This window comes from Micromonospora nigra, from assembly GCF_900091585.1.
Classification (GTDB): domain Bacteria; phylum Actinomycetota; class Actinomycetes; order Mycobacteriales; family Micromonosporaceae; genus Micromonospora; species Micromonospora nigra.
On record NZ_FMHT01000003.1, the window covers coordinates 786370 to 807770 of the forward strand.

Annotated in this window: 12 protein-coding genes; 7 read left to right on the forward strand and 5 right to left on the reverse strand. The window is 70.2% G+C overall.

Annotated features, from left to right (window positions below; genetic code table 11):
- Positions 1–42: 42 nt before the first annotated feature.
- The gene (locus GA0070616_RS02955) at positions 43–906 is read right to left on the reverse strand and encodes an IS5 family transposase (RefSeq protein ID WP_091075810.1); all 864 of its coding nucleotides are present in this window, start codon (positions 904–906) and stop codon (positions 43–45) included.
- A 380-nt stretch (positions 907–1286) separates the two neighbouring features.
- Here GA0070616_RS02955 and GA0070616_RS02960 point away from each other — a divergent pair, with 380 nt between their 5' ends.
- The 7 genes from GA0070616_RS02960 to GA0070616_RS02990 are packed head-to-tail and all read left to right on the forward strand — an operon-like array spanning position 1287 to position 12381.
- Positions 1287–1892 (forward strand): vWA domain-containing protein, encoded by a 606-nt coding sequence (locus GA0070616_RS02960; protein WP_091075813.1) that lies wholly within the window; start codon positions 1287–1289, stop codon positions 1890–1892.
- Positions 1889–3271, forward strand: coding sequence for a protein kinase domain-containing protein (locus GA0070616_RS02965; protein ID WP_091075816.1), 1383 nt, complete (start codon positions 1889–1891; stop codon positions 3269–3271). The genes GA0070616_RS02960 and GA0070616_RS02965 overlap by 4 nt, the downstream gene beginning before the upstream one ends.
- Positions 3261–3902: a hypothetical protein gene (locus GA0070616_RS02970; protein WP_091075818.1), complete on the forward strand. Its 642-nt coding sequence runs from the start codon at positions 3261–3263 to the stop codon at positions 3900–3902. Before GA0070616_RS02965 ends, GA0070616_RS02970 begins: the two co-directional genes overlap by 11 nt.
- 1 nt (position 3903) lies before the next feature.
- The gene (locus GA0070616_RS02975) at positions 3904–6573 is read left to right on the forward strand and encodes a DEAD/DEAH box helicase (protein ID WP_175439973.1); all 2670 of its coding nucleotides are present in this window, start codon (positions 3904–3906) and stop codon (positions 6571–6573) included.
- On the forward strand, positions 6554–8161 hold the full coding sequence (locus tag GA0070616_RS29100; protein WP_091075824.1) for a hypothetical protein: 1608 nt from the start codon (positions 6554–6556) through the stop codon (positions 8159–8161). Before GA0070616_RS02975 ends, GA0070616_RS29100 begins: the two co-directional genes overlap by 20 nt.
- Entirely contained in the window at positions 8097–10526 is a 2430-nt protein-coding gene (locus GA0070616_RS29105; protein WP_091075826.1) for an AAA family ATPase, read from the forward strand. Before GA0070616_RS29100 ends, GA0070616_RS29105 begins: the two co-directional genes overlap by 65 nt.
- A gap of 1 nt (position 10527) precedes the next feature.
- Positions 10528–12381 carry a DUF2357 domain-containing protein gene (locus GA0070616_RS02990; protein ID WP_091075829.1) on the forward strand — a complete coding sequence of 618 codons (1854 nt, stop codon included), beginning with the start codon at positions 10528–10530 and terminating at the stop codon, positions 12379–12381.
- Between the two features lie 422 nt (positions 12382–12803).
- Here the strand turns inward: GA0070616_RS02990 and GA0070616_RS02995 are convergent, their stop codons facing one another.
- The 4 genes from GA0070616_RS02995 to GA0070616_RS03010 form a co-directional block, all read right to left on the reverse strand.
- The gene (locus tag GA0070616_RS02995; RefSeq protein WP_245712634.1) at positions 12804–13937 is read right to left on the reverse strand and encodes a TIGR02679 domain-containing protein; all 1134 of its coding nucleotides are present in this window, start codon (positions 13935–13937) and stop codon (positions 12804–12806) included.
- A gap of 68 nt (positions 13938–14005) precedes the next feature.
- Entirely contained in the window at positions 14006–18373 is a 4368-nt protein-coding gene (locus tag GA0070616_RS03000) for an SbcC/MukB-like Walker B domain-containing protein (RefSeq protein ID WP_091075836.1), read from the reverse strand.
- On the reverse strand, positions 18370–19536 hold the full coding sequence (locus GA0070616_RS03005; protein WP_091075839.1) for a TIGR02678 family protein: 1167 nt from the start codon (positions 19534–19536) through the stop codon (positions 18370–18372). Before GA0070616_RS03005 ends, GA0070616_RS03000 begins: the two co-directional genes overlap by 4 nt.
- Positions 19533–21107, reverse strand: a complete 1575-nt coding sequence (locus GA0070616_RS03010) for a DUF2397 domain-containing protein (protein ID WP_091075843.1) — start codon at positions 21105–21107, stop codon at positions 19533–19535. The genes GA0070616_RS03005 and GA0070616_RS03010 overlap by 4 nt, the downstream gene beginning before the upstream one ends.
- Positions 21108–21401 lie beyond the last annotated feature (294 nt).

Below are 21401 nucleotides of genomic sequence, written 5' to 3' on the forward strand. Positions count from 1 at the left end.
GGGATATTGACCTGTCGGAAGGCACCTGAGAGGACGTCTGATTCACGTATTTTGTGTGTGTTGTGGTTGTAGGGGTTCTCGCCAGGTTGGGGTGGTTTCGGTGGTGAGGCGTTTGGCGAGGTTGTCGATCATGGCGAGGGTGATCATGCTGGCGGAGTTGTCGGGGCGGGCTTCGTAGTCGCGGACGAGTCGGCGGTGGTGCATGAGCCAGCCGATGGTGCGTTCGACGACCCATCTGCGCTTGACCACGCTGAAGCCCTTGACCTGCGGGTCCTTGGTGACGATCTCGACGTCGACGCCGAGGTGGGCGCCGTGTTCGATGACGCGGTTTTTGAATCCGGCGTCGGCCCAGGTTTTGGTCAGGGTGGGGTAGGTGGTGGTGGCCTGGTCGAGCAGGTCTGCGCCGATGGTGTTGTCGCTGGTGCTGGCGGCGGTGACGATGACGGCGAGGAGGAGGCCGAGGGTGTCGGTGATGATGCCGCGTTTGCGGCCGACGATCTTCTTCCCGGCATCGGTGCCCTGTGTGGACAATGGGACGTTGGTGGAGGTCTTGACGCTCTGGCTGTCCATGATGGACGCGGTGGGTGCGATGGTGCGGCCGTGGTGGTCGCGTACGAGGCCGGTGAGCTGGTAGTTCAGTTCGGTGAAGATGCCTTCCTTGCTCCAGGCGGCGAAGTAGCCGTAGACCGTCGGGTGGGGCGGGAAGTCGTGGGGCAGGTAGCGCCAGGCGATGCCGGTGCGGTTGACGTACAGGATGGCGTTGAAGATCTCGCGCAGGTCGTGAGTGGGGGTGCGGCCGCTGACTCCGGCATCGGTGCGGGCCTGTCGCCAGGCTGTCAGGCGGGGTGCGATCAGGGCCCATCGGGCGTCGGACAGGTCGGACGGATAGGCTCGTCGCGCGGTCATGATTCAGGCGTACGGCGTCTGAGGGCCGGATCGACGGACCTCATGTACGTCGATGTCGGGTGAAAGTGAATCAGACACGATCGCGGGCTGAAATGCTCTGATTCTGGTCAAGGTAGAGCTGGCCAGAATGTGCGCCTTCCGGGTCAGGTCCGGCATATTGCCCTGACGAGGTCGAGGCGTAAATCGGTCACTACTGACGCGAACGCGAAACAAACGTCCAGTGAGAGCCTGACTGGCTCGGTCGCGTGACGAGCATACGTACAGAGCGATTTTGGAGAGGAGCCGGTGTATTGGCGCCGGAGAACCTGACGGCATATGGCTCAACCCTCGACGCCGAACAGCAGGTGTTGGCGAACCAATCGCGACGCCCGCCTCGGCCGATGCCGGTGATCGTCCTCGCCGACATCAGCGGAAGCATGGACGGCGAGAAGATCCACGTGCTCAATCGCAGTATTCGGAGCATGCTGCACGCGTTCGCTGCGGAGGACTCCGCGCGGGGAGAGATACACGTTGCGGTGATCGCCTTCGGCGGGGACGAGGCCGTCGTGCACCAGCCGCTGGTCCGCGCCTCACAGGCACAGTGGACCGAACTCACACCGCGGGGCCGGACTCCGATGGGTGGTGCGTTCGACCTGACCCGGGCGCTGCTCGACGACCCGACCATCGTGCCGAAGCGGGCATTCCCGCCCACCCTGGTCCTGGTCTCCGACGGGCTGCCCACGGACGACTGGCAGGCTCCGTTGACGGCATTGCTCGGCACCCGTTGGGGTGCGCGGGCACTGCGGCTGGCCATCGGGATCGGCGTCGATCGGACCTCGGAGGCTGACGAGGTGTTGGCCCAGTTCAGCACTCCCGGCACCGACGTGCTTCGGAGCGACCAGGTGCACGAGATCCCGGCGCAGTTCCGGTGGGTAACCGCGACGGTGACCGAACAGCTCCACCAGCGCACTGCAGCGAGAGCCGTCCGGCTGGAGGATCTGGATTGAGCACGGAAGGCTCCGCGTGGCCGAGCAGTGTCCGAGCCGCGAGCAACAACCTGCACCTCGATCTCCTGCTCGACAACCAGTTGGGAAGCGGCGGCGAAGGGGCGGTCTTCCGTACCCGGTACGGCGGCCTGGCAGTGAAACTGTGCGCCCCCGACGATTCCAGCCGGGACCGGATGACCGAGCTCTTCGCCCGCCTCCGGTGGCTGCCACTGGACGGCATTCCCCTCTGCCGCCCGCTGGAGCAACTGGCACCGCCGCATGTCGGCTACGTCATGGAGCTGTTGGAGGACATGGTTCCGCTGCGGGAGCTGTGCGACCCGCCGCAGCAGGACGAGGACGCGTGGTATCTGGGCGGTGGTGGCCTGCGCCGCCGGCTCGTCCTGCTCGCCCGGTGCGCCGATGTCCTCGCCACCCTGCACGATCGGGGAATCGTCTACAGCGATGTCTCTCCGGGTAACGTACTGGTTTCCTCCGACCTCGGTCACGACGAAGTCCGGCTGATCGACGCGGACAACCTGCAGACCGAGAGCAGTACGGCGACCCGTCGGCTCGGGACGCCCTTTTACACCGCACCGGAGCTCCTGCGGGGGCAGAGCGGCAACACCGTCTTCAGCGACGTCTACTCGTTCGCCGTGCTCGCGTACGAGGTCCTGACCATGAATCACCCGCTGATCGGCGACTACGTCAACGAGGGCGAGGTCGAACTGGAGGACGACGCCCAGCGCGGGCTGGTGCCCTGGATCGACCACTCGACCGACGATCGCAACCGGACCCGGTTCGGCTACCCGGCCGACCGGGTGCTCACACGGCGCCTGCGGGATCTGTTCCGACGTACCTTCGAGGAGGGGATGACCGACCCGTGGGCACGCCCCGGCGCCGGGGAGTGGGCGGCGGCCCTGCACGCCGCCGCCGACCGCTGCCTGGTCTGCCCGTGCGGCCAGAGCTTCCTCGCCGCGCACCCCACCTGCCCGTGGTGCCGGGCCGCCCGCCCGCCCGCGCTGACGGTCACCGTGCTCGAACAGTTCCCACGCCTGACTGAAGGGCCACCACCGTTGCTCCCCCAGGACGACCTGACGCTGGTGCTGCAGGCGCACCGGCCGCTCCTGGTCACGAATCGCACGGCAGTACGACACCCGGAGGACCCAACCGTGGCGCTGCTCCGGATGGAGTGGGACGGCGGCGCCGAGGTCCGGGTGCGCAACTGCGGACGGTCGATAGTGCGCCGCGTGCCGCCGCAGGGCGGCAACGGACTCCAGCTCATTCCCGGCTCCGCCGCGGTCGAGCACCTGCGCGCTCCGTGGTGGATCCACTTCGACACCGAATTGCGGCCACACCGGATCCTGGTCCTGCAGTCGATCGAGGCGCCCGATGCGCGCTGACGAACTGACCGTGGGCGACACCCGGCTGATCCGCGTCCACCCGGTGATGGGCGCCGTGGTACCGCCCTGGCTGAAGGCGCTCGCGGAGAAGGATCGCCAGGACCGTGAGATCGAGGTACGCGTGCCTGCGGCGACGGCCGCGTTCGACCTGGCGGTACACCAGGGCCGCCAGTACGGCCCTTTCCGAGCCCAGGTGGCGGATCCGGATGCGCGTGACTGGGTCGCCGCAGCCGGACACAGCGTCGTGGCCTGGGTCGCCCACGCGACCGACCGCGAGGTAGACCTCCAGTGCCACGGCTTCGCCGGTGCCGACCTCGGCCCGCGGTTGGAGATCGGTGTCGACGACCGGGTCGCCGGACAGGTCCGCGTCGCAGCCCGGGTACACACCACAGGCTTCGACGAGGTGCGGGACTGGCTGCGACGGGAGTTCTGCTTGCCTCCGCCGGCTGAAGGCGCGCGGGACCGAATCGTGCACAGCGGTGGGCCCCGCGAGCAGCCCGCCGGGAGCGCGTTCACACTGCACGGCACCCGCTGGGTCGCCGACGTCGCGCTGGTCGACAACGTACTTCGGATCACCCGGATGACCGGCGCGGATGCCCCGGGGGCGAGGCCGCTGGCACCGGCTGAGTGAGGTGGACGTACGGTTCGTCGACCGAGGCGCGGAGGCGGACGCGTCGGAGGCGATCCGGGCCGCCCTGCTCGGCCTCGAGTCCGACGGACGCACCTACCTCGACTTATGGCAGGCGTACAACAACATCGAGCGGGAGGCCCTGGTTGAGGACGCCAAGCGGCTGCGGTGGGCGAGGTTCCAGTCGTGCAAGGTGACCGCCCGGGGTGACTGGCGGTTCGAGCTACAGCCCGGCGAGCGGGCCGCACGGTTTCTCGGCACGGTGGCCGCGTACCCGGGGCGGCTGGAGCTCGAAGCGGCCGGGGAGCTTCCCCCGGAACTGGCGGAGAAACGCGGCCGGGCCACCGTGGGGGTGCACGGCGAAGTCCGCGGCGCGGCGGTGGGAAACTGGACGGTGGACCTCGCGGTCGCCGGGGACGAGCCGCCACCCGTGACGGGCTACCTGTTCCGCTCCCTGTCCGGGGACCGGTCCCGGTTGCGGCGGCGGGACACCGCCCGCGAGCGGATCGAGAACGACCAGGCCGAATTGCCCGGCCTGCGACTGCTCATCGAGGGACTCCCGCGTCCCGGCGCGCAGCCACGCGCCGACCCAGCACACGACCGGGCGGTGAACCGGGTCATCGGCGCTGCTGCCGGCGAGAGACCGACGGAGGTGCAGCGGGCCGCTCTCCGGATGGCGCTGCGCACACCGGACATCCTCCTGGTGCAGGGTCCGCCCGGCACCGGCAAGACTCGCTTCATCACCGATCTCCTGCGCTGCCTCGACGAGCTGGGGGACCGAGCGGTGGCGGTGAACCGGACGTTGCTGTCCAGCGTCCAGCACGACGCGGTGGACAACGTGGCCCGCCGGGCCCGACGGCTGGGCCTGCCGCCGACCCGGGTGAGCAACAAACCAGAACGGGACCGGCAGAACACCCGACAGTGGCGGGACGAGACGGTGGCCGCGGTCGACCGCCACCTCGACCGGCACCGTCCCGAGGTGGCCGGCTGGGACCGCGTCGTACGGCTGCGTCAGCTGGCGGCCGCCTACAGCCGGCACCCCGTCGCCGGGCCCGATCTGACGAACCTGCTGACGGAGACGAAGCGGCTGGCCGGGGCGGAACTGCCGGCCGGACTGCGCAGCCGGTTAGACCGGACGTTGGCGGAGCTGCAGGTGACCGGCACGCTCGGCCGGAGCCTGACGGACGAGGAACGGGCTGCGGTGGCTCGGGTCGTCCGGTCGATCCGCGTTACCCCGGTCTCCTTCGCGGACGACGGCCCGGAGCGGGCGGGCGGCGCGCTGCGGCTGCTGACCGACGTGCTCGACGAACAAGCCCAGCTCCTGCTGGGGCGGGCCGCCACCGGGGACGCGGACCAGGCAGCCCTCCTCCCCGACCTGGCGGAACTGCGGTTGGCGCTGCTCGACCGGCTGGCAGCGACCACCGGCCTGCTGCACACCCCGCAGCACGATCCGGCCGTCGAGGACCTGCTGATCGAGGTCGCGGAGGCAGTGCACCAGGTCCACGCGGCGTCCACCGACAGCGCCGCCGAGGTGCTTCGCGCGTACCAGGACGACCTGCGGGAGGACCTTGACCTGGTGGAGCGGACCCTGGCTCGGTATAACGCGGTGCTCGCCTCGACCGTGCAGCACGCCGATTCCCGCGAGATGTCCCGGGTGCTCGACGCGCCGTTGCCGGTCTTCGACACCGTCGTCGTCGACGAAGCAGCCCGCGCCAACCCGCTCGACCTGATGATCCCGATGGCCTTCGCCCGCCGGCGGATCATCCTGGTCGGCGACCACAAGCAGCTCCCGCACATGCTGGAGCAGAAGGTGGAGCGGGAGCTGCGCCGCAATCGTTCACTCGACGGGTCCGAGCTGTCCCAGAGCCTCTTCGAACGGTGGTTCGACCTCTTCGCGAGCGAGCGACCCGCGGTGCGGACGATCCGGCTCGACACCCAATTCCGCATGCACCCCGCCCTGGGGCGGTTCGTCAGCTCGGTGTTCTACGGCGGCCCGGACGTGGTCAAGTCCCACCCCTCCACCCAGGAGCTGACCCACGACCTGAGCCCATGGGCCAGGAAGGTCGCGGGCTGGATCGACGTCCCGCGGGGGGCGGGTGCCGAGGAACGGACCGGATTCAGCCGGACCCGGCGGGTGGAGGCGATCCGGCTGGTGCGGGAGCTGCGGGAGCTGGCCGCACGGGACGAGGCGCGGCAGCTCACCTTCGGCGTGATCACTTTCTACCGGGAGCAGCAGGTCCTGCTGGAGACCGAACTGGTCGATGCAGGCTTGGCTGTCGTGGACGACGAGGGAGGGTTCGCACCGGTACCGGCGATGGCCTACACCGCCGAGCCGGTCCCCCGACAGCGGCTCCGGGTGGGCACCGTCGACGCCTTCCAGGGCATGGAGTTCGACGTTGTTCTGCTGTCGGTGACCCGGAGCAGTTCACCGCCTAGGTCCACCCCCGACCCCGCCGAGGCCGTCCGGCGGTACGGGCACCTGCTCAGCGACAGCCGCATGTGCGTGGCGATGAGCCGGCAACGCCGGCTGCTCATCGCGGTGGGTGACGCCGCAATGGCGGAACGGTCGGCGACGCCGGAGGCGCCGGGACGTCCCGGCCGGTCGGTGGCCGAGGGGCTGGTGGCGTTCCGGGAACTCTGCAAGGGGGTGGACGGTGGCGGGATTCGACGTTGACAGCCCGGTGGTCCTACCGGACCACGTCCGGTATCGGGGCGACCAACTGTGGCTGCTGTGGCCAGCCCTGCGCTACCGGGTGGTCGCCCCGCTCGTGCACGAGGAACGGCTGAACGTCTTCCAGTCGGCGGTGCTCGGGCTGGCCCGGTCCGGATACCGGGAGGTGGGCGAGATGGCGGCGCTGCTCGGCCTCCAGGGTGACCTGGTGGAGATGGTCCGGTCGGACCTGCGTGCGCTGTCCTACCTGGACCGAAATGGCGCGGTGACCGACACCGGGCTGCAGGCGTTGCGGGACGGCTTCCCCGACCCGACCCGGACCATCACTACGTATGTCTACCAGGACGTCTTGACCGGATCGCTCTGGCCGGCGTCGACCCTGCAGGCCCGGCTGGCGCAGGCCGATTGGCGGGCCCGGCAACAGGTCTCGCTGCAGCTGCGGACTGCCGGTGCGCCGTTGCGGGTCACCGCATTCCCGGTGCTGCCGGAGCGCTGGACGGGCACCGAGCAGCCCAGCCACGAGGAGGTTGTCGAGGCTGTCTCGCGTGGTGAGCGGGCCAAGCAGGAGCGGGGCCGGGCCCGACGGTGGGACCGGGCCGCCCCGGATCGTGTGGTCTCACGGGTGGCCTTGATGACCTCGGGTGTGCCGGTGTGGATTCCGGTCCCGCTCGTGTCGGATCGCCACGAACCGGCGAGTACCGAGACCGTGAGCTGGGACGCGTTCAGCCCGTTCACCGGCCGGTCCAGCACCTACCTGCGGCGCCTGGTGGCGACCCGGCTGCAACAGGTGCCGGCGCTGCGCGAGCAAGTCGAACGGTTCATCGGCCGGCGCAGCGAAGCGGTGGTGCTGGAGTACGACCGGCTCGACATTGCGTTGCGCCGACGGATCGGCGAGGTCCTGGAGGACCGGTTCGCCGGTCTGGTCCGGGCGCACCGCGACCTCTTCGAGCTGCTGACCCTGCTGGAGCGGGACATGGAACGGGCCCGCCTGACCGGGGACGGCTGCACCGAAATCGGCGACGTGGTCCGAAACGCCTGGCGCCTGCACGAGGTCGTCCTGCGCGACATCGTCGCCCGGCACCCGCCGCCGGCCGACGCGCCCGAACTGACTCCCCACGGGAACCGGTTCGCCGGTCCGCTCGGACGATGCTGCCGGCGACTCGGGATGCCGTTCGGCGAGCACCTCCAGGTCCTCGGGTTCAAAGCGGACGAGTTCCGGAAGGCGGTTCGTCGTCCGGAGAAGGTCTCCAACACGCCGGCGATGCTCGCCGCGGTGCTGGTCTCGGGCGCGCACGGCGGACCGGACCATCCCGTCCGACGACTGGCCGAGGTCCGCCCACACCTGTTCACCGAGCTGAGGCGGTTGTCGAGCGACCGGAACACCGGCGGTGCGCACGCCGCGGTGGTGCCGCTCAACCTCGACACCGGCGAGGCGGCCTGGGCGCTCGCCCAGCACACGACGGCCGCGTACCTGGGCGTCGACCTGCCCGATCTGTCCCGGCCTTCGCGAAAGGACAACCAAACCCATGGGGAAGAGCAAGTCCCGGTCGCCGTACCGCAACCTCGGGGCCCGGTCCCGGCCCCGCGCTGACGAGGTCCAAGCCGATCTGGCGCTCGCCGCGCGCCGCGCGGAGGACGGCTCCGAACTCGTCAACGCGCTGACCACCGAGGCCCTGACGCCCGCGCAGCGGTCCTCGGAGGAGGTGCTGACCACCTACGACAAACTCACCCTGCAGATCGAGGAGTACCGGCGCTGTGCCCTGGCCGCCACGGCGCGGGAGGAGGCGGCACGGACCCGGGAGGAAGCGGCACGGGCCCGCGAGGAGGCGGCACGAGCGCGGGAGGAGGCGGCCGAGGCGGACCGGCAGCGCATCCGGACAGACCTGAACCTCGCGGCACAGGCCCAGGCCGAGGCGGAGGAGATCCGTGGCCGGCTGGCCCGGGCGGAGGCCCGGCTCGACGAACGGGATGCGCAGCTGCGGGACCGGGAGAAGGCGGCCGAGGCGGGCTTCGTGGCGGAGGCGGAGCGGGCCCGGGCGGCGCTCGACGCGGAACTGGCGGAGCTGCGACGGGCCGCGTCGGCGGAGGTGGCCGCCGAGCGCGAGCGGTGGGTGACGGAGCGGACCGAGGCGCTTGCCGAGATCGAGCAGACCCGGCGGGATCGGCTGGCCGACGCGGAACGCGTCCACGCCGAACTCGCCCAGGAACGCCAGCAGCTCACGACCCGGGCACAACAGCTCGACTACGACCAGGGTGCCCTGCGGGGACAGGAGATCCAGCTCGAGCGGCGGGAGCGCGACCTGGAGAGGGAGGTGACCGCGCGGGCCGCCGCGGAGGTGACCGCACTCGACCGGGACCTGCAGGTCCTCCGGATTCAGTACGCGGCGGCCGAGGAGGCGGTCGCCGACCTGCACGGCCGGCTGGCCGAACGGGAGCAGGTGCTACTCAAGATCGGCTCTTCGGATCCCGCTCACGTGCTGGACGAGATGGAACGGCTCCGCGCCCAGAACGCCGAACTGCGGGACAAGCTCGCCGCCCGGATCGGCGACGAGGACCTAGATCGGCTCCGCTGGTTGGAGCAGCAGAACCGCGAGCTGAACACCGCACGCGAACAGCTCAGCTACGAACTCCAAGAACTCCGGGGCGCGGCCCTCGCCGACCGGATCAACAACTTGCAGGTGAAGCAACTCGCGGACGCCGAACGGCACTTCGAGGTCCTCACCCGCGGGTACGAGGGGCGGATCGCGGAGTTGCGGTCGGCCATCGACGCCCTGTACCAGGACCGCCCCGACCCGGGTACGCCGCTTTTCCCCCGGTGCGTGGCGATGGACGACGACCCGGCGCTCGACGAGCCGGGCGAGGTGTCCGGCGACCTACCGGACCTGGCAGGGTTCGCCCGCTCGCTGCAGACGACGATGTTCGCCGAGCACGACCGCGCGTATCGCCTGAACGACATCTGCGTGCTGCTCGGCGGGCTGGCGATGAGCCGCCTGCATCTGTTGGAGGGGATGAGCGGCATCGGCAAGACGTCCCTGCCGAGGGCGCTGGCCGGTGCGCTCGGCACCGACTGCGCGGTGATCGAGGTGCAGGCCGGCTGGCGTGACCGCACCGACCTCTTCGGCCACCACAACACCTTTGAGCGACGGTTCGAGGAGACCGAGTTCCTGCAGGCGCTCTATCGGGCACAGACACCTCGGCACCGGGACCGGCCGTTCTTCATCGTGCTGGACGAGATGAACCTGTCCCGGCCCGAGCAGTACTTCTCGGTGCTCCTGTCGAAGCTGGAGAATGACGACGGGGTGCCAATCCAGCTGGTGACCCGCGGGGACGGCCGGGCGCCGCGCCAGCTGGTCGGCGGCACGAGCATCGTCTTGCCGCCCAATGTGTGGTTCATCGGCACCGCCAACCAGGACGAGTCCACGTTGGAGTTCGCCGACAAGACGTACAACCGGGCGCACCTGATGGAGTTGCCGGCGCAGCGGCCCCGGCTTGACCGGAGGCCGGTGCCCGCCCTGCCGCCGTACGGGACGGACACCCTGCGGCGGGCCTTCAAGCAGGCGCGGCGGGCACATCGCGAGGACGAGAAGGCCGTCCTGGCGTTCGTCGAGTACCTCACCGGCGACCTCCAGGAGCACGGCCGGGCCCTCCTCGGCCCTCGCGTGGAGAAGCAGCTGCGCGCGTTCACGCCGGTGGTGGTGGCGGCCCGGCAGGGTGACCCGACAGGCGAGCAGCCCGAGTACGGCGACGCCGACCAGGACGGGCGGTCCCTTGCAGCCGACCACTTCCTGGCGATGAAGGTGCTCCGCACCGTCCGGGGCCGGTACGACGTCACTGTGACGGGCCTCGGCAAGCTGCGGGAGGCGATCCGCACGGCGTGGGACCTGCACAAGATGGCGGGTGAGCCGGTTCGCTGCGTCCGGTTGCTCGACGACGAAGTGCACCGCCGGGAGAGCTGACGTGGCCGATCGGACGGGTGCTACCGACCCCCTGGTTGTGGGCTCGGTCATCGATACCTCGCGGGTTCTCGCCCGGGCCAGCGACGTCAGCGCCTGGATGGCGACGAACATGTTCGTCCCGGACACCGTCGAGCGGGCTTCGCTGCGGGACTTCGACCGGGAGGTCCAGCGCGGCCTGGACAGCCTCGCGCACGTCTGCCTCCGTCCGCACGACCGCCTCGCGCGGACGGAGGAGGTGGTGCGGGCGGACGTTGCCCGCCGGGTGCCACCGGCCGGGCTAGCCCGGCTCGCCGGGCATCCGGAGGAATGGGCCGGGGTCGAGCACGGACGCATCCATCCGCTGCGAGTGCTGTCCCTTCGCTACGTCGAGGACGTCGACTTCTACGAGAATCGGGTCGCGGCGCAACTGGTGGACCGGTTGGACGAGTATCTGACCAGGCGGATCCACGAACTGACCCTGCTCGGCGCGGGCCTCGCCGACATGAGCGCGTTCGTGGGCGCGCTGCACGGCACCAGCTCCTGGCGGCGGCGCGAGCGGATCGCCGAGCTGGTGGCGGTGGCGGTGGCGGACAAGGCGGCGTCGGCCGCCGCCATCGAGGCGACCCACGCGGCACTGGCGAACGCGCGGGGCCGGCTACGTGCTCTGCGCCACTCCCCCGCACTCACCCACGCCGATCGGCGGGCGCGGGTACCGATGCGGCTCAGGTGGACGAACCTGTTCACCAACGACCGTCGGTACCGGCGCGTCGGGAAGCTCTGGGAGCGCTGGGCGGTGCAGCAGGCGGCGGATACGGACCAGGCACGGGCCGACAGCCGGGAATTCCCCGCCGCCTACCGAGCGTACGTCGCCGCGCTATCGCTGCGTGCCCTGGCGCTGCTGGGGTACCGGCCGGACGACCCGGATGCCCCGGCTCCGGCAGCGGGCAACCAGCTCCGGCTGCGCGGCCCGGCGGAGGAGTTGACGTGGTCGATGAGCGAGGACGGTTCGGTCGGCGTTCACTTCGGCGGGACGGAAGTGACCCGAATCGTGACCGACCCGCGAGACCTCGGCGCGGAGGTCCCCGGACCGGTCCGGCAGGGCTGGCTCGCCGATCTGGCGGCACTTCCCGGTCCGGTCGTTGTGGTCTATCCCGGCCTGCGGGCCACCCGGTCATCGCTGCCCCGTCCGGTACGTCGGGGCTTGCATCCGGCGGGTTTCGGGACGACGGCCTGCCTCGTGCCGATCAGCCCGCTGGAGGTCGAGGGCGAGGAGCGGCTGGGGCGGGCCCTCCGGTGGACGTTGCAGGGCCGGTGGTTCAGCCACGGATACCCCCTGCCGCTGGCGCTGCCCGCTGGGGTGCCGACGCTGCCGGCGAGGAACTGGCTGCGTCCGGTGGGCGGCGGGCGGGTGCTGCTGCTCCGCCGACCCACCCCCGAGGAGCGGTCGCACCTGCTCCGGGAGGCGGTGGACCGGCACCAGGGCCCGAGCCGGGACAGTCAGCTTCTGCCGGCAGAGCTGACGGCCGCCCTGGATGCGGCGGGGGCGGCCTTCGGTCGGTTCGACACCTGCCCGCTCTGCCAAGAGCCCGGAGCGCGGCTGCACATGCGGGACCGCGACACCTTCCACGCCCGGTGCGGCAACTGCGAGGCCATCTGGGGCAGCCGGGTCTGCTCCTGCGGTGCTCGGTACCCGGTGCTGTGGCCGCACAATGCCATCATCGACACCACCAACGGGGATCGCGTCGACCGGACAGCCGGCGCGGATGTGCTGGCGATGCCGTGCACCGCCGCAGAAAGCGTTCCCGGATCGCGGTTTCGATGTCCCGAGTGCCGGGAGTGTGCGGGGCGATCGGGATGCACCTGCCAGGACGGCTGACTCCGGCGGGCGTCACAACGAGAGGTGGCCGATCTCGTCCGCTGGCGATCCTCGTCCTACGTAACCGCAGGGTCCGGTGAAGTTCCTCGAGGGCGTGGCCTTTGCGCTTCGCCTATGCGGAGCTGCTGTACGAACGGGCGGCCCGCTCGGGCCGGAGCGTTGCCAATGAAGCTCGGGCTCCGGCTCTGGGTGGCGCAGGGGCGGCTCGCGGACGTCAAGGTGCTGGCCGCGGGCGGTGACCTGAACGCGCACCACGGCGCTGGCCCCGACTGTGGCAGCGGTTGAGGTGCTGCGTGCGGCCGTTAACGCAGGCTGTATGGACCTGGCCGGCGATCTCGGCGATGCACGGTGGGAGGCACGTAGCGCGAGGCATGGCGCTGTTAGGGTGTCAGCCGCCGGCGAGTAGGGCCGCGCGGGCGACATCAGATCAGTCCATTCGAGCGAGCAGGGCCCGGTATGCGGCCAGGATCATCTGTCGTACGCATGGCGGCGACGCTGAGTGCCGGGGTCAGGTCGGTGATCAGCGCGTCCAGGCGGGCCTCCTCGTACACACCGTCGGCGTCCGTGAGCCATTCGGTGGCGCCGGGGAGAGAGAGCATTTCCGTGAGGAACCGATGGCCGGCGTCGTCCCTGTCGGCAGTTACCAGCAGCCGCACGCCGGCGCCGGCCAGGCCGCGCAGGAGTGTCCAGGCCGCCGACGATGGCCGGCCGTAGATGCATACCAGCGGCAGACAGGTCTGGCCGAGACGCTCGGCAGCGGCTTCCGCTACTGCCGGGTTTTCGCAGACCCGGACCCTGTCCACGTCTGGGCAGGGTGCCCAGTCGCCGCGTAGTGACCGGCTGGTCAGCCACACTGGCTCGCCGCACCCGGCGGCCGCTGCCGCGATCCTCGTTGCCGGCGCGGTCCCGGTGAGCGGGAGATTGAGGACCAGGACGGTGGCCGACACTTCGTCGCAGCTGACCCCGTGTTCGGCCCACACCTGCCGCCACCGGGCTGCGCCGAGCGCCGTGTCAGCGGCGGCTGCGGCGTCGGCGGGTAGGGCGGTGGCGGCGGCGAGGAGGCGGGCGGAGATACGGCCCAGGTCGGTGTCGCGGTCCAGCCGGTGAGGGTCGGCGAAGAGGCTGTTCGCCACCTCCGCCAGGGGTCGGCCGGTGCCGGGCAGCGTCTGCCACAGCCGTGTGAGGTCAGCGGCTCGGCTGGTGGCCAGGTCCGGGTTAGGGCGTTCAAGCCATCGCCGGGTCCGGGCCAGTTCCACTGCGTGCGTGGGCAGCCCGGCTTTGTCGAGGGTGGTATAGGCGGATTCGACGGTGGCGGCCGCCAGCGCGGCGGCCTGCTCCCTGCGGCCGCGGACGTCGACGATTGGGCCGCCGGTGCGGGTCAGTAGGTCGAGCAGGTCGTCACCGGCGCGGGTCAGCGCGGCCCGCAGCTTGCCGAGGGTGATCGGTCGACCGGATGTTTCCCAGTCCAGGCCGAGAATCCGACCGACCTGCGCCCGTTCGGGCTCGGTCAGGGCTACACGGATGGTGACCCCGGTTCCTGTGCGGTGCTCTTCCAACAGCTTACGGACTGCCGCGAGTACCTTCTGCGGGCCGGCCTGAGCCGCCCATCGATCCGTTGCGGCGGTCATGCCGGCCCGCCCGTGTCCACGGCGACGATGCTCGCTGGCACGCCCATGTCGTTGCCGGTGTGGTTCGGCCCGGCTGGGCCGCCTGTTTCGGCAATGGTGGTGAACAAGTCCGGACCGGCGTCGTCGGTTGGGCGACGCGGCGTGAGGATTCGGATTGCGTAGTCGCCGACCGGAACCTGTTTTAGGTTTTTCCCGGCCCACAGCATCAGGGACAGGTCAACGCCGTCGGCCGGTGCTGGGGCGCGGGTGATGATCCATAGCGCGGCTGTCGGGACCTGCGCGACCGCGACGAGCGGCGCCGGTCCGGCGAGGAGGAAGTCCAGGTCGAAGTCAGTGAGCATTCGCATCATCGTGGCCCGGTTGCTCGGGTCGACGCCTTCGAACGCCTCATCGAGCCACAACGGCCGCGGCGCGTCCTCCGATTCGGAGTACAAGGCGACCAGCGTCGCCAGCAGCGGCTGCAGGAGAGTGACCACCTTTCCGCCGCCGGAGTCGACGCCGTGGACCTTCCTCGTCAGGTCTTTCCAGCGGGTCTCGTCGTCGCCGTCACCCACCTTGTATTGGGCGACGATGTCGAACCAGGCCCGGTAGTCGAGGAGTTCCGCGAGACGGTCGGTCCAGTCTTCGGTGCCGACCAGGCCGGCGTCCTGCGCCTCGCGCAGCCGGGCGCCGAGGAACAGTTGGATTTGCTGCTGTGCGCTTTCGGATTCGATCGATCCTTCCTGCAATGCCTTGAGGATCTTGAATCCGGGCTCCTGCCCTTCGGCTGGAACGCGGCGCAGCCGCAGCGTGGTCTTGTTCGCCCCGGTCGGATGCTTTCTGAGTACGTCGTTGACGACGTCGAGGAGCTTGATGACTTTCTTCATCCGGTCGGCGAGATGGTCGATGAAAGTCGATGACAGCAGCTCGGTGTACATCTGGTGCAGCTTCTCGTCGTGGGTGCGCGACAGATCCTCGACCAGAATCTGCAGATGCCGGATCGCATCAGCGGGATCGAGCTGGGCGCCGGAGGCGTCCACGATCAGAGTGACCGATGGCAGGGGATGCTGCTCGTCGGCCTCTGTGGTGATCACCGACCGGCCGCCAGAAGTTTCCAGAACTGTGCGAAGGTCGACTAGCGACGAGCCGAGCATGCGCGACAACGCCGCCTCGGCTCGCCTGGCCTTCTCGTCGAGCAGCTCCGGCCACATTTGAGGTCGTAGCTGGTCGACAGCCGTGCGAGCATGCGCGAGCGCGGCATCCAGATCCCGGCTGTCCGGAACGGTGAGGTTGCGGGCTGCGGCCAGGCCGGCGTCGACCGGCACCCACCATGCCGCAGCTGCGATGTCCCGACGTTCGAGAGCGGCGGTGAGGTCGTTGCAGCGCTGCTGCCAGCTGGAGTTCGCCTCCCCGGCCGCTGCCGAGCGGGCGAGGCCTTCGCGTTTGCTCGCCGAGATCGACGGCCCGTACTCCTCAACCTGGCGTTCCAGGCGTTCAGCCTGGGCGAACAGTTGCTGGGCGTCAGCGTCCACGGACTTTTCGGCCAGCGTCGCGTTCACGTCTGCGGTCTGCGCTGCTTGCGCCTCGTCCTCGGCGGTGCTGGCGGCCTCATGGACTCGGCTGTCCTCGATCGCGACCCGTCCGGCTGCGGCCATGACCGCCGACATGGCCGCCTTCTGCGCGGAGAGTGCGAGACGAAGACCGCCGGAGGCGGTCGCAGTCGCATCGAGGGCCCCCGTGAGGTTGTCGAGTTGCTCCTCGCCGGTCGTCAGCAGGTTTTCGGCGGCGTACCTGGTCACCTCTCCGGTCGCCGCGTCCGAGACACGTCGGGCTTCCTGTTCGCGGCCGCGAGCATCACGGTAAGCGTTGGAGGCCTTGTCCGCCTCGCCAGCCGCAGCAGTGTGTGCAGCAGCGGCTGCAACGACATCCGCGTCGGTAGGCGCTTGATCCGCTGCCGCCCGCAAGCTCGTAATCTGCTCACCGACCAGGTCCGCTTCACCGGCCAGTTGCCCAAATTCGGCCCGGAACACGGTCGCCTGCGCGCGCAACTCGGTGATCTTGCGGCGGCGGGCAGCAGCCCGAGCGGCGGTGCCGATGAGCTCGGCACCATGCGTCGCGGTTCCAGCCCGGCCCGCCGCGGCGGGGGTCTGCCAGCGTCCGTCGGCGGCCAGGCAGGTCGGTGCGGTCAACGGCCCGTCGGTGGTGTATCCGATGCCGGCGAGGATCCGCAGTACCGCGGCGGACAGGTTACCGGCGTCGTCGGCCGGTTGCAGCACCTGCGCAAGGTTTCCCGTGCCGGCCGGGACGGTGCCGGGGACGATGATGAGTTCGTCCCCGTCGCGGTCCGGTGCCCAGACACCGTCGGGAGTCACCCAGGCGTCCAGCAAACCCGCGGCCGACAAGCTGGCCTCCACCTGGTCGAGGAATACTGGGTCGAGGCCGTCGACCGGGTCGACCAGACGCCACAGCGGGGCGCCTGCACCGGACGGAAATGATGGCCGGTCACGACGGATCCACCGCACTGGCGGATCGGGCGTCGGGTCGCCGGCGCTTTCGAGTGCGTCAGCGTCGCGTTCGGCTTCGGCGGCGCGGGCGGCTGCAGTTCTTGCCGCGGCCCGTAGTTCAGCGACGCGGGTGGTGAGGGGCCCGGTTGCTGGGTCGAGCCACTCCCGGGTCAGCAGGCCGGTCAGTACCTCCCGTGGCCGGAGCGTTCCCGTCTGGGCCGTAACGGCGGTGATCCACGCGTCGCGGACCTCGACCGGCGGGCACACATCGCCGAGTGTTGTTGCCCACCGCTCCAGCTGGTCGGACAGGATTTGCAACGCCTGCGCCAGGGCGTGTTCGGTGGCCTCCGCTGCCTCGGTGCGTTCGTCGAGCTGCTCCTGCGCCTTCTGAGCCACGTCGTCGAGGGCCTGCCATGCCGAGGACGCTTTGCTGGCGGAGCGGATCAGTTTCCGCAACGTGCCGACCTGGGCGCGGCGGGCGGCAATCGCTGCGTCGAACCGGTCGACGTCGCCGGATGCTGCCCACTGCGGAACCTGGTCGCCGAGCCTGGCAACCGCCGCTGTCTCGACCGCACGGCGGAGGGCGACGTTCAGCTCCTGCTCAACGTTTCCGTGTTCTTCGTCGGCTTTCTCCTGCTCGGACTTGGCCGCTTCGAGGTCAGCGCGGGTCCGTTCTAGGCGAGCGACGGCTTTCTCCGCGCGGCGTTTCGCCGCATTCGCTTCCGTGCGCAGCCGCTTGGCATCGTTGGCCCGCTCTACCGCGGTCGTGTACGCCGCGGAGCGCAACAACTGCATCAGTTCCGTGCGCGTACGGTCGCGAGCTTCTTCGAGGTGCTGGGTGTTTCTCGCCTCCTCGTCCAGGCGTTTGCGGGCGTCGTCCAGGTCGGTCTTCGCGGCGCCGACCTGCACACGTGCCTCTGTGACACAGGCGTCGGCGGCGATCAGGGTGTCGGCGTGCAGACGAAGGACGGCGTCAGCCCACGGTCGCCATGCCCTCGTGAGGTAGACGGCGATTGCTTTGCGGGCCTCCTCGGCCGAGTCCCGATCGCGGGCCAGCTGTTCGAGCTCCTGCCAGCCGTGGGCGAGTTCGGTCACCTCGCTCTTTGCAACCGGTGGCAGCGCCGAGCGGATCTGGGAGGTGAACCAATCGGGGTCGAGTTTCTGCCCCAGGTGTGGAGTGCGCAGCACCTTCAGCATCTCGATCACGGTCGCGTACCGGTCGGTGTCGTCGAACCCGAACAGGTCAGTGGCGAGCCGCTCGGCGTAGGTCTGACCCCTTGGATACACAGTGACGCCGTCCACGGCTTCGAGGGCTTTGGGTTCGGTGACCGCCTGGCCTGCGGCCAGGTCTAGGCCGGCGCGGACCCGGGCGGTGCCGTGGCAGACGACCCATGCGCGGGTCATCTGCGCCACGCCGCGTTTGGTCTGGGTGTACAGCATGGTGGTGAAGAACTCCGGTGTGCCGAACGGGCCAATTCGGCCGTATTCGACCCACGCCCAGCCGCGGTTCGTGGAGGCGGAGGCATCCCGCCGGTCGCGGTCGTCGGCGACCGGTTCGACGTAGTAGCGGTACTCCTTGTCGGACTGGCCGAACGTGTCCACGTATCTGCGGTCGAGGCTGCCGGCGAGCATGAGCAGGGTCGTCAGCGCCATCAGCGTCGACTTGCCGGACTGGTTCTGCCCGACGAACTGGGCGCGGCCGTCGGCGAACCAGTACTCGGCCACGTCAAACTCCCACAGGCCGACCACCCCGGCGCGCAGTACCTGCCATCGGGGGCGGGCCGGGTCGGGCAGGCCGGCGGTGGTGACCGCGTCGCGCCACGCGGCCAGCTGCGCGTCGGTGGCGGCCGGGCCTGGGGTCGGCAGGTCGGTCGTGGTCATCGGGTCGTCTCCGATGGGTCGATGAGGGTGATGTCGGGGTCGCGATACCGGCCCGCAGCCGGGGACAAAGTCCATGACTGGTCTGGGCTGACGTGCAGCAGGCCGAGCTCGGTCAGGATCGTTTCCGCGTCGGCGCGGACCGTTCCGGGCACGGTCTTCTGGTCCTTGGACATGTACTCGCCGCGCCAGCCGATCAGGTCTTCGACGACCTCGTCCACCTGCCTGTCGGTGAGTACCACCGTGCCGGACGCGGTACGGGTGCCATGCCGTCCAGCAAGGTCAGCCATCAACAGGGCCACCCAATCAGCCGCTCGCGCTCGCGGCCAGTCGGCCACGGCCGGCGACCGATCGGGGTCGTCGGGCAGCACGAGGACGAGACCTTCGGCGCGGGCCTCGACCGTCCCGCCGGTCATCTGCGCGAGGTCGGCGGTGCGCAGCCCGCGGGCCTTACGCAACGCGTCCGCGTCCTGCTCGTCCAGATCCGCGTACATGACGGCTGGAGTTTCCAGCAGGGCGCGCAACTGCCGGACTGTACGGGTTGCGGCGATCTGCTCGGCGTCGGTGTCCTGCGGTTGCACGGCAGCGGCGAGCACATCAGGGCTGGTCAACAGCAGCAGCGCATCCCGGTCAACCTCGTAGCCGGCACCAGGCCCGGCCCCGTCTTCGGTCCAGTCGTAGAGCATCTTCTCGTCGCTGGTCCGGCGGCGCAGCACGCCCCACCTGGCGAGCAGGGCAGCCGCGTCGCGCAGCAGGCGACGCTGCGGTTTCTGCTCCGGGTCGTAGCCGGTGACGGTGACCCCGGGCGCGGAGGTCAAGTCCCGGACCATGTCGGACAGCCGCTGCAGCGTCACCGTCCCGGAGATCTCCTCGCAGCATGCGGCTAGGCAGCAGACGAGCGAGAGCAGCCGTCGGCCAGGTGCGTCCGCAGGGCGGGGTGGGGCCGTAACGGTCCCGGCGATCGGAACCCGGATCAGGCGTACGGCCCGGCCGACCCGCTGGATCCGGTACCCGGCCCGACGGGCGTGCTCGGTGATCTGCCGCTGGTGGCGCAGGACATGTCGGTGCAGGACCCGGTTCGTGGCCGGAGTAACCAGCGGCTGGGCGAGCAGGCCGAGGAACGCCTGCTGCGCCTCCCGCACGGACGCGGAGGTAGATGTGTTCACGGCCGGCTCCCGGCTGGGGTGATGTGCAGGACGATGTCGGGGTGTACCAGCCGGCCGTCCGGCGTGTGCACGACCGCGGCCGGCGCACCGTCCTCCGGCGGGTCGGCGCGCAGGAGCCACCGGGCGTCCCCGGTGGTCGCAGATCGCCGGCCGGTGCCGTCCGGTTGGGCGGCGGCAACCGCGCCGAGCAGGACCAGCAGCATTTGCAGCTCGTCGAGGGTCAGATCCCGCCACTGCGACAGCCGCTGCCCGGAGCGGGCGAGAATTGCCGATTCGGTGATCGCGGCCTGCGCGGCAGCCCGTGCGGCCCGTTCGCGGGCAGCGCGTTTCGCGCCGGTCCGGTCGGGAATCCGCGCTGCGATCCCGGTCGTTGCTTTCGGGCCCTGCTTGCGCAGGCGGGCCTCCACGGGGACCGGATCGGCATCCCAGAACGACACCGCGCCGGGGTTGCCCGCCGGTGGGTCCCCCGCGCCCGGCAGATGCCGGGCGGAGAATATCCCGGTCGAGCTGCACCACAGCCGCCAGGCGGCGTCGTCGTCCGCGGTCGATTCCAGGCGGGTGGCCAGATCGATGAGTTCAGCTCGGCGAGAGACGTGCCCCCCGACGGCGGCCAAGGTCCGCTGCCCGCGCAACAGCGGCCCGATCGTGTCGCGCATCTGTCGGCGTAGTTTGCGGGCCTGGCAGTCCGGTCCGTCGAACCAGCGGCGCAGCGTCTCTAGGGTGAGCAGGTGAGCGTTGACGAGCGCTTCGATCGCTGGCTCGTCCGCGTTCGCGCCGAGGGTGTGCACAGCGATGCGCCGCCACGCCGGTATCGGCAGCAACGCGAGCTTCGCCGCGAGATTGGTGATCGCTTCTGAATGCGTGTCGACGCCGGCGCCCCACATATCAACATAACGGCGCAGGGTCTCCTGGACCGTGGTGATCTTCTCCAGTGTCGGCGGGCCAGCGAGCGCACCGGCGAGCCGCGCCTGCCACCCTGCGGCGGCCTTCACCATTGCCTGGTGCGTCGTCGCGATCACGGACCAGGCAGCCGCCGCCCCCGCCGGATCCGCCTCTGCGCTTTCGTACAGCAGGGACAGGTTGGCCATCAGGATCCCGGGGGCAAGGGTTGCAGCGGCGGCTGCGGCGGTGTCGTCGCCGAGGGACGTGATCGCCCGGTGTAGTTCGGCGACGGTCTCGGTCAGCTGGTACCGGTCCCGGTCGAGAACGAACTCCGCGTCCCGGACCGCTTTGTCCTGGAACCGGTAGACGACACCCCATCGTTCGAGACGGCCCATCCGATCCTTCAGCTTGAACGCCGGGTCGTCGAGGAGCCCCGGATCGACACCCAGCACCTGCAGACGGCGGCGCAGCAGCTCGGGCAGCTCAGTAGCCGCGACCCCGGTCAGGGTGTGCTCCTGCTCGGCGAGCAGCACATCGACGATCAGCCGGTACTGGGCCGAGAACCGGCTCGTCAGATAGCTGGCCTGCAACAACCCGCCGGGCAGCCCGGCCAGCTGCCACAGATCCGGGCCGTCAGCCGACCGTTCCTCATCGTCGTCGAGCTCTGCGCCGTCCGGCCGCACACACATCCCTTCCCACACCACATCGCAGGGCTCGCGCTCGGGCTAGCCACGGGACGCGCTTGCCAGGCCGAACACGGGCCGCGACGCGATCATAAGGTTGCGCACCGTCACATCCGGCTCGACAAGCGTCCGGCGACCTACGCGAGCATCGTCAACTGATCACTCGTAGCACCAGCCGGACCGCTGACCAGTGCAGCATCCCCGCGCTCGAGGTTTTGTCGGGTCACCGACACTCGCAACTTGAACAAAGCGCGGGACACTTGGCGTTCCTCACGGCCCGGAGACGCGGTCCGCAGCGGC

Bases quoted from the DNA above. Each gene is read 5' to 3' on its own strand.
- GA0070616_RS02955 (WP_091075810.1), bottom strand. From the start codon at position 906: ATGACCGCGCGACGAGCCTATCCGTCCGACCTGTCCGACGCCCGATGG.
- GA0070616_RS02960 (WP_091075813.1), top strand. From the start codon at position 1,287: ATGCCGGTGATCGTCCTCGCCGACATCAGCGGAAGCATGGACGGCGAG.
- GA0070616_RS02970 (WP_091075818.1), top strand. From the start codon at position 3,261: ATGCGCGCTGACGAACTGACCGTGGGCGACACCCGGCTGATCCGCGTC.
- GA0070616_RS29105 (WP_091075826.1), top strand. From the start codon at position 8,097: ATGGGGAAGAGCAAGTCCCGGTCGCCGTACCGCAACCTCGGGGCCCGG.
- GA0070616_RS03000 (WP_091075836.1), bottom strand. From the start codon at position 18,373: ATGACCACGACCGACCTGCCGACCCCAGGCCCGGCCGCCACCGACGCG.
- GA0070616_RS03010 (WP_091075843.1), bottom strand. From the start codon at position 21,107: ATGTGTGTGCGGCCGGACGGCGCAGAGCTCGACGACGATGAGGAACGG.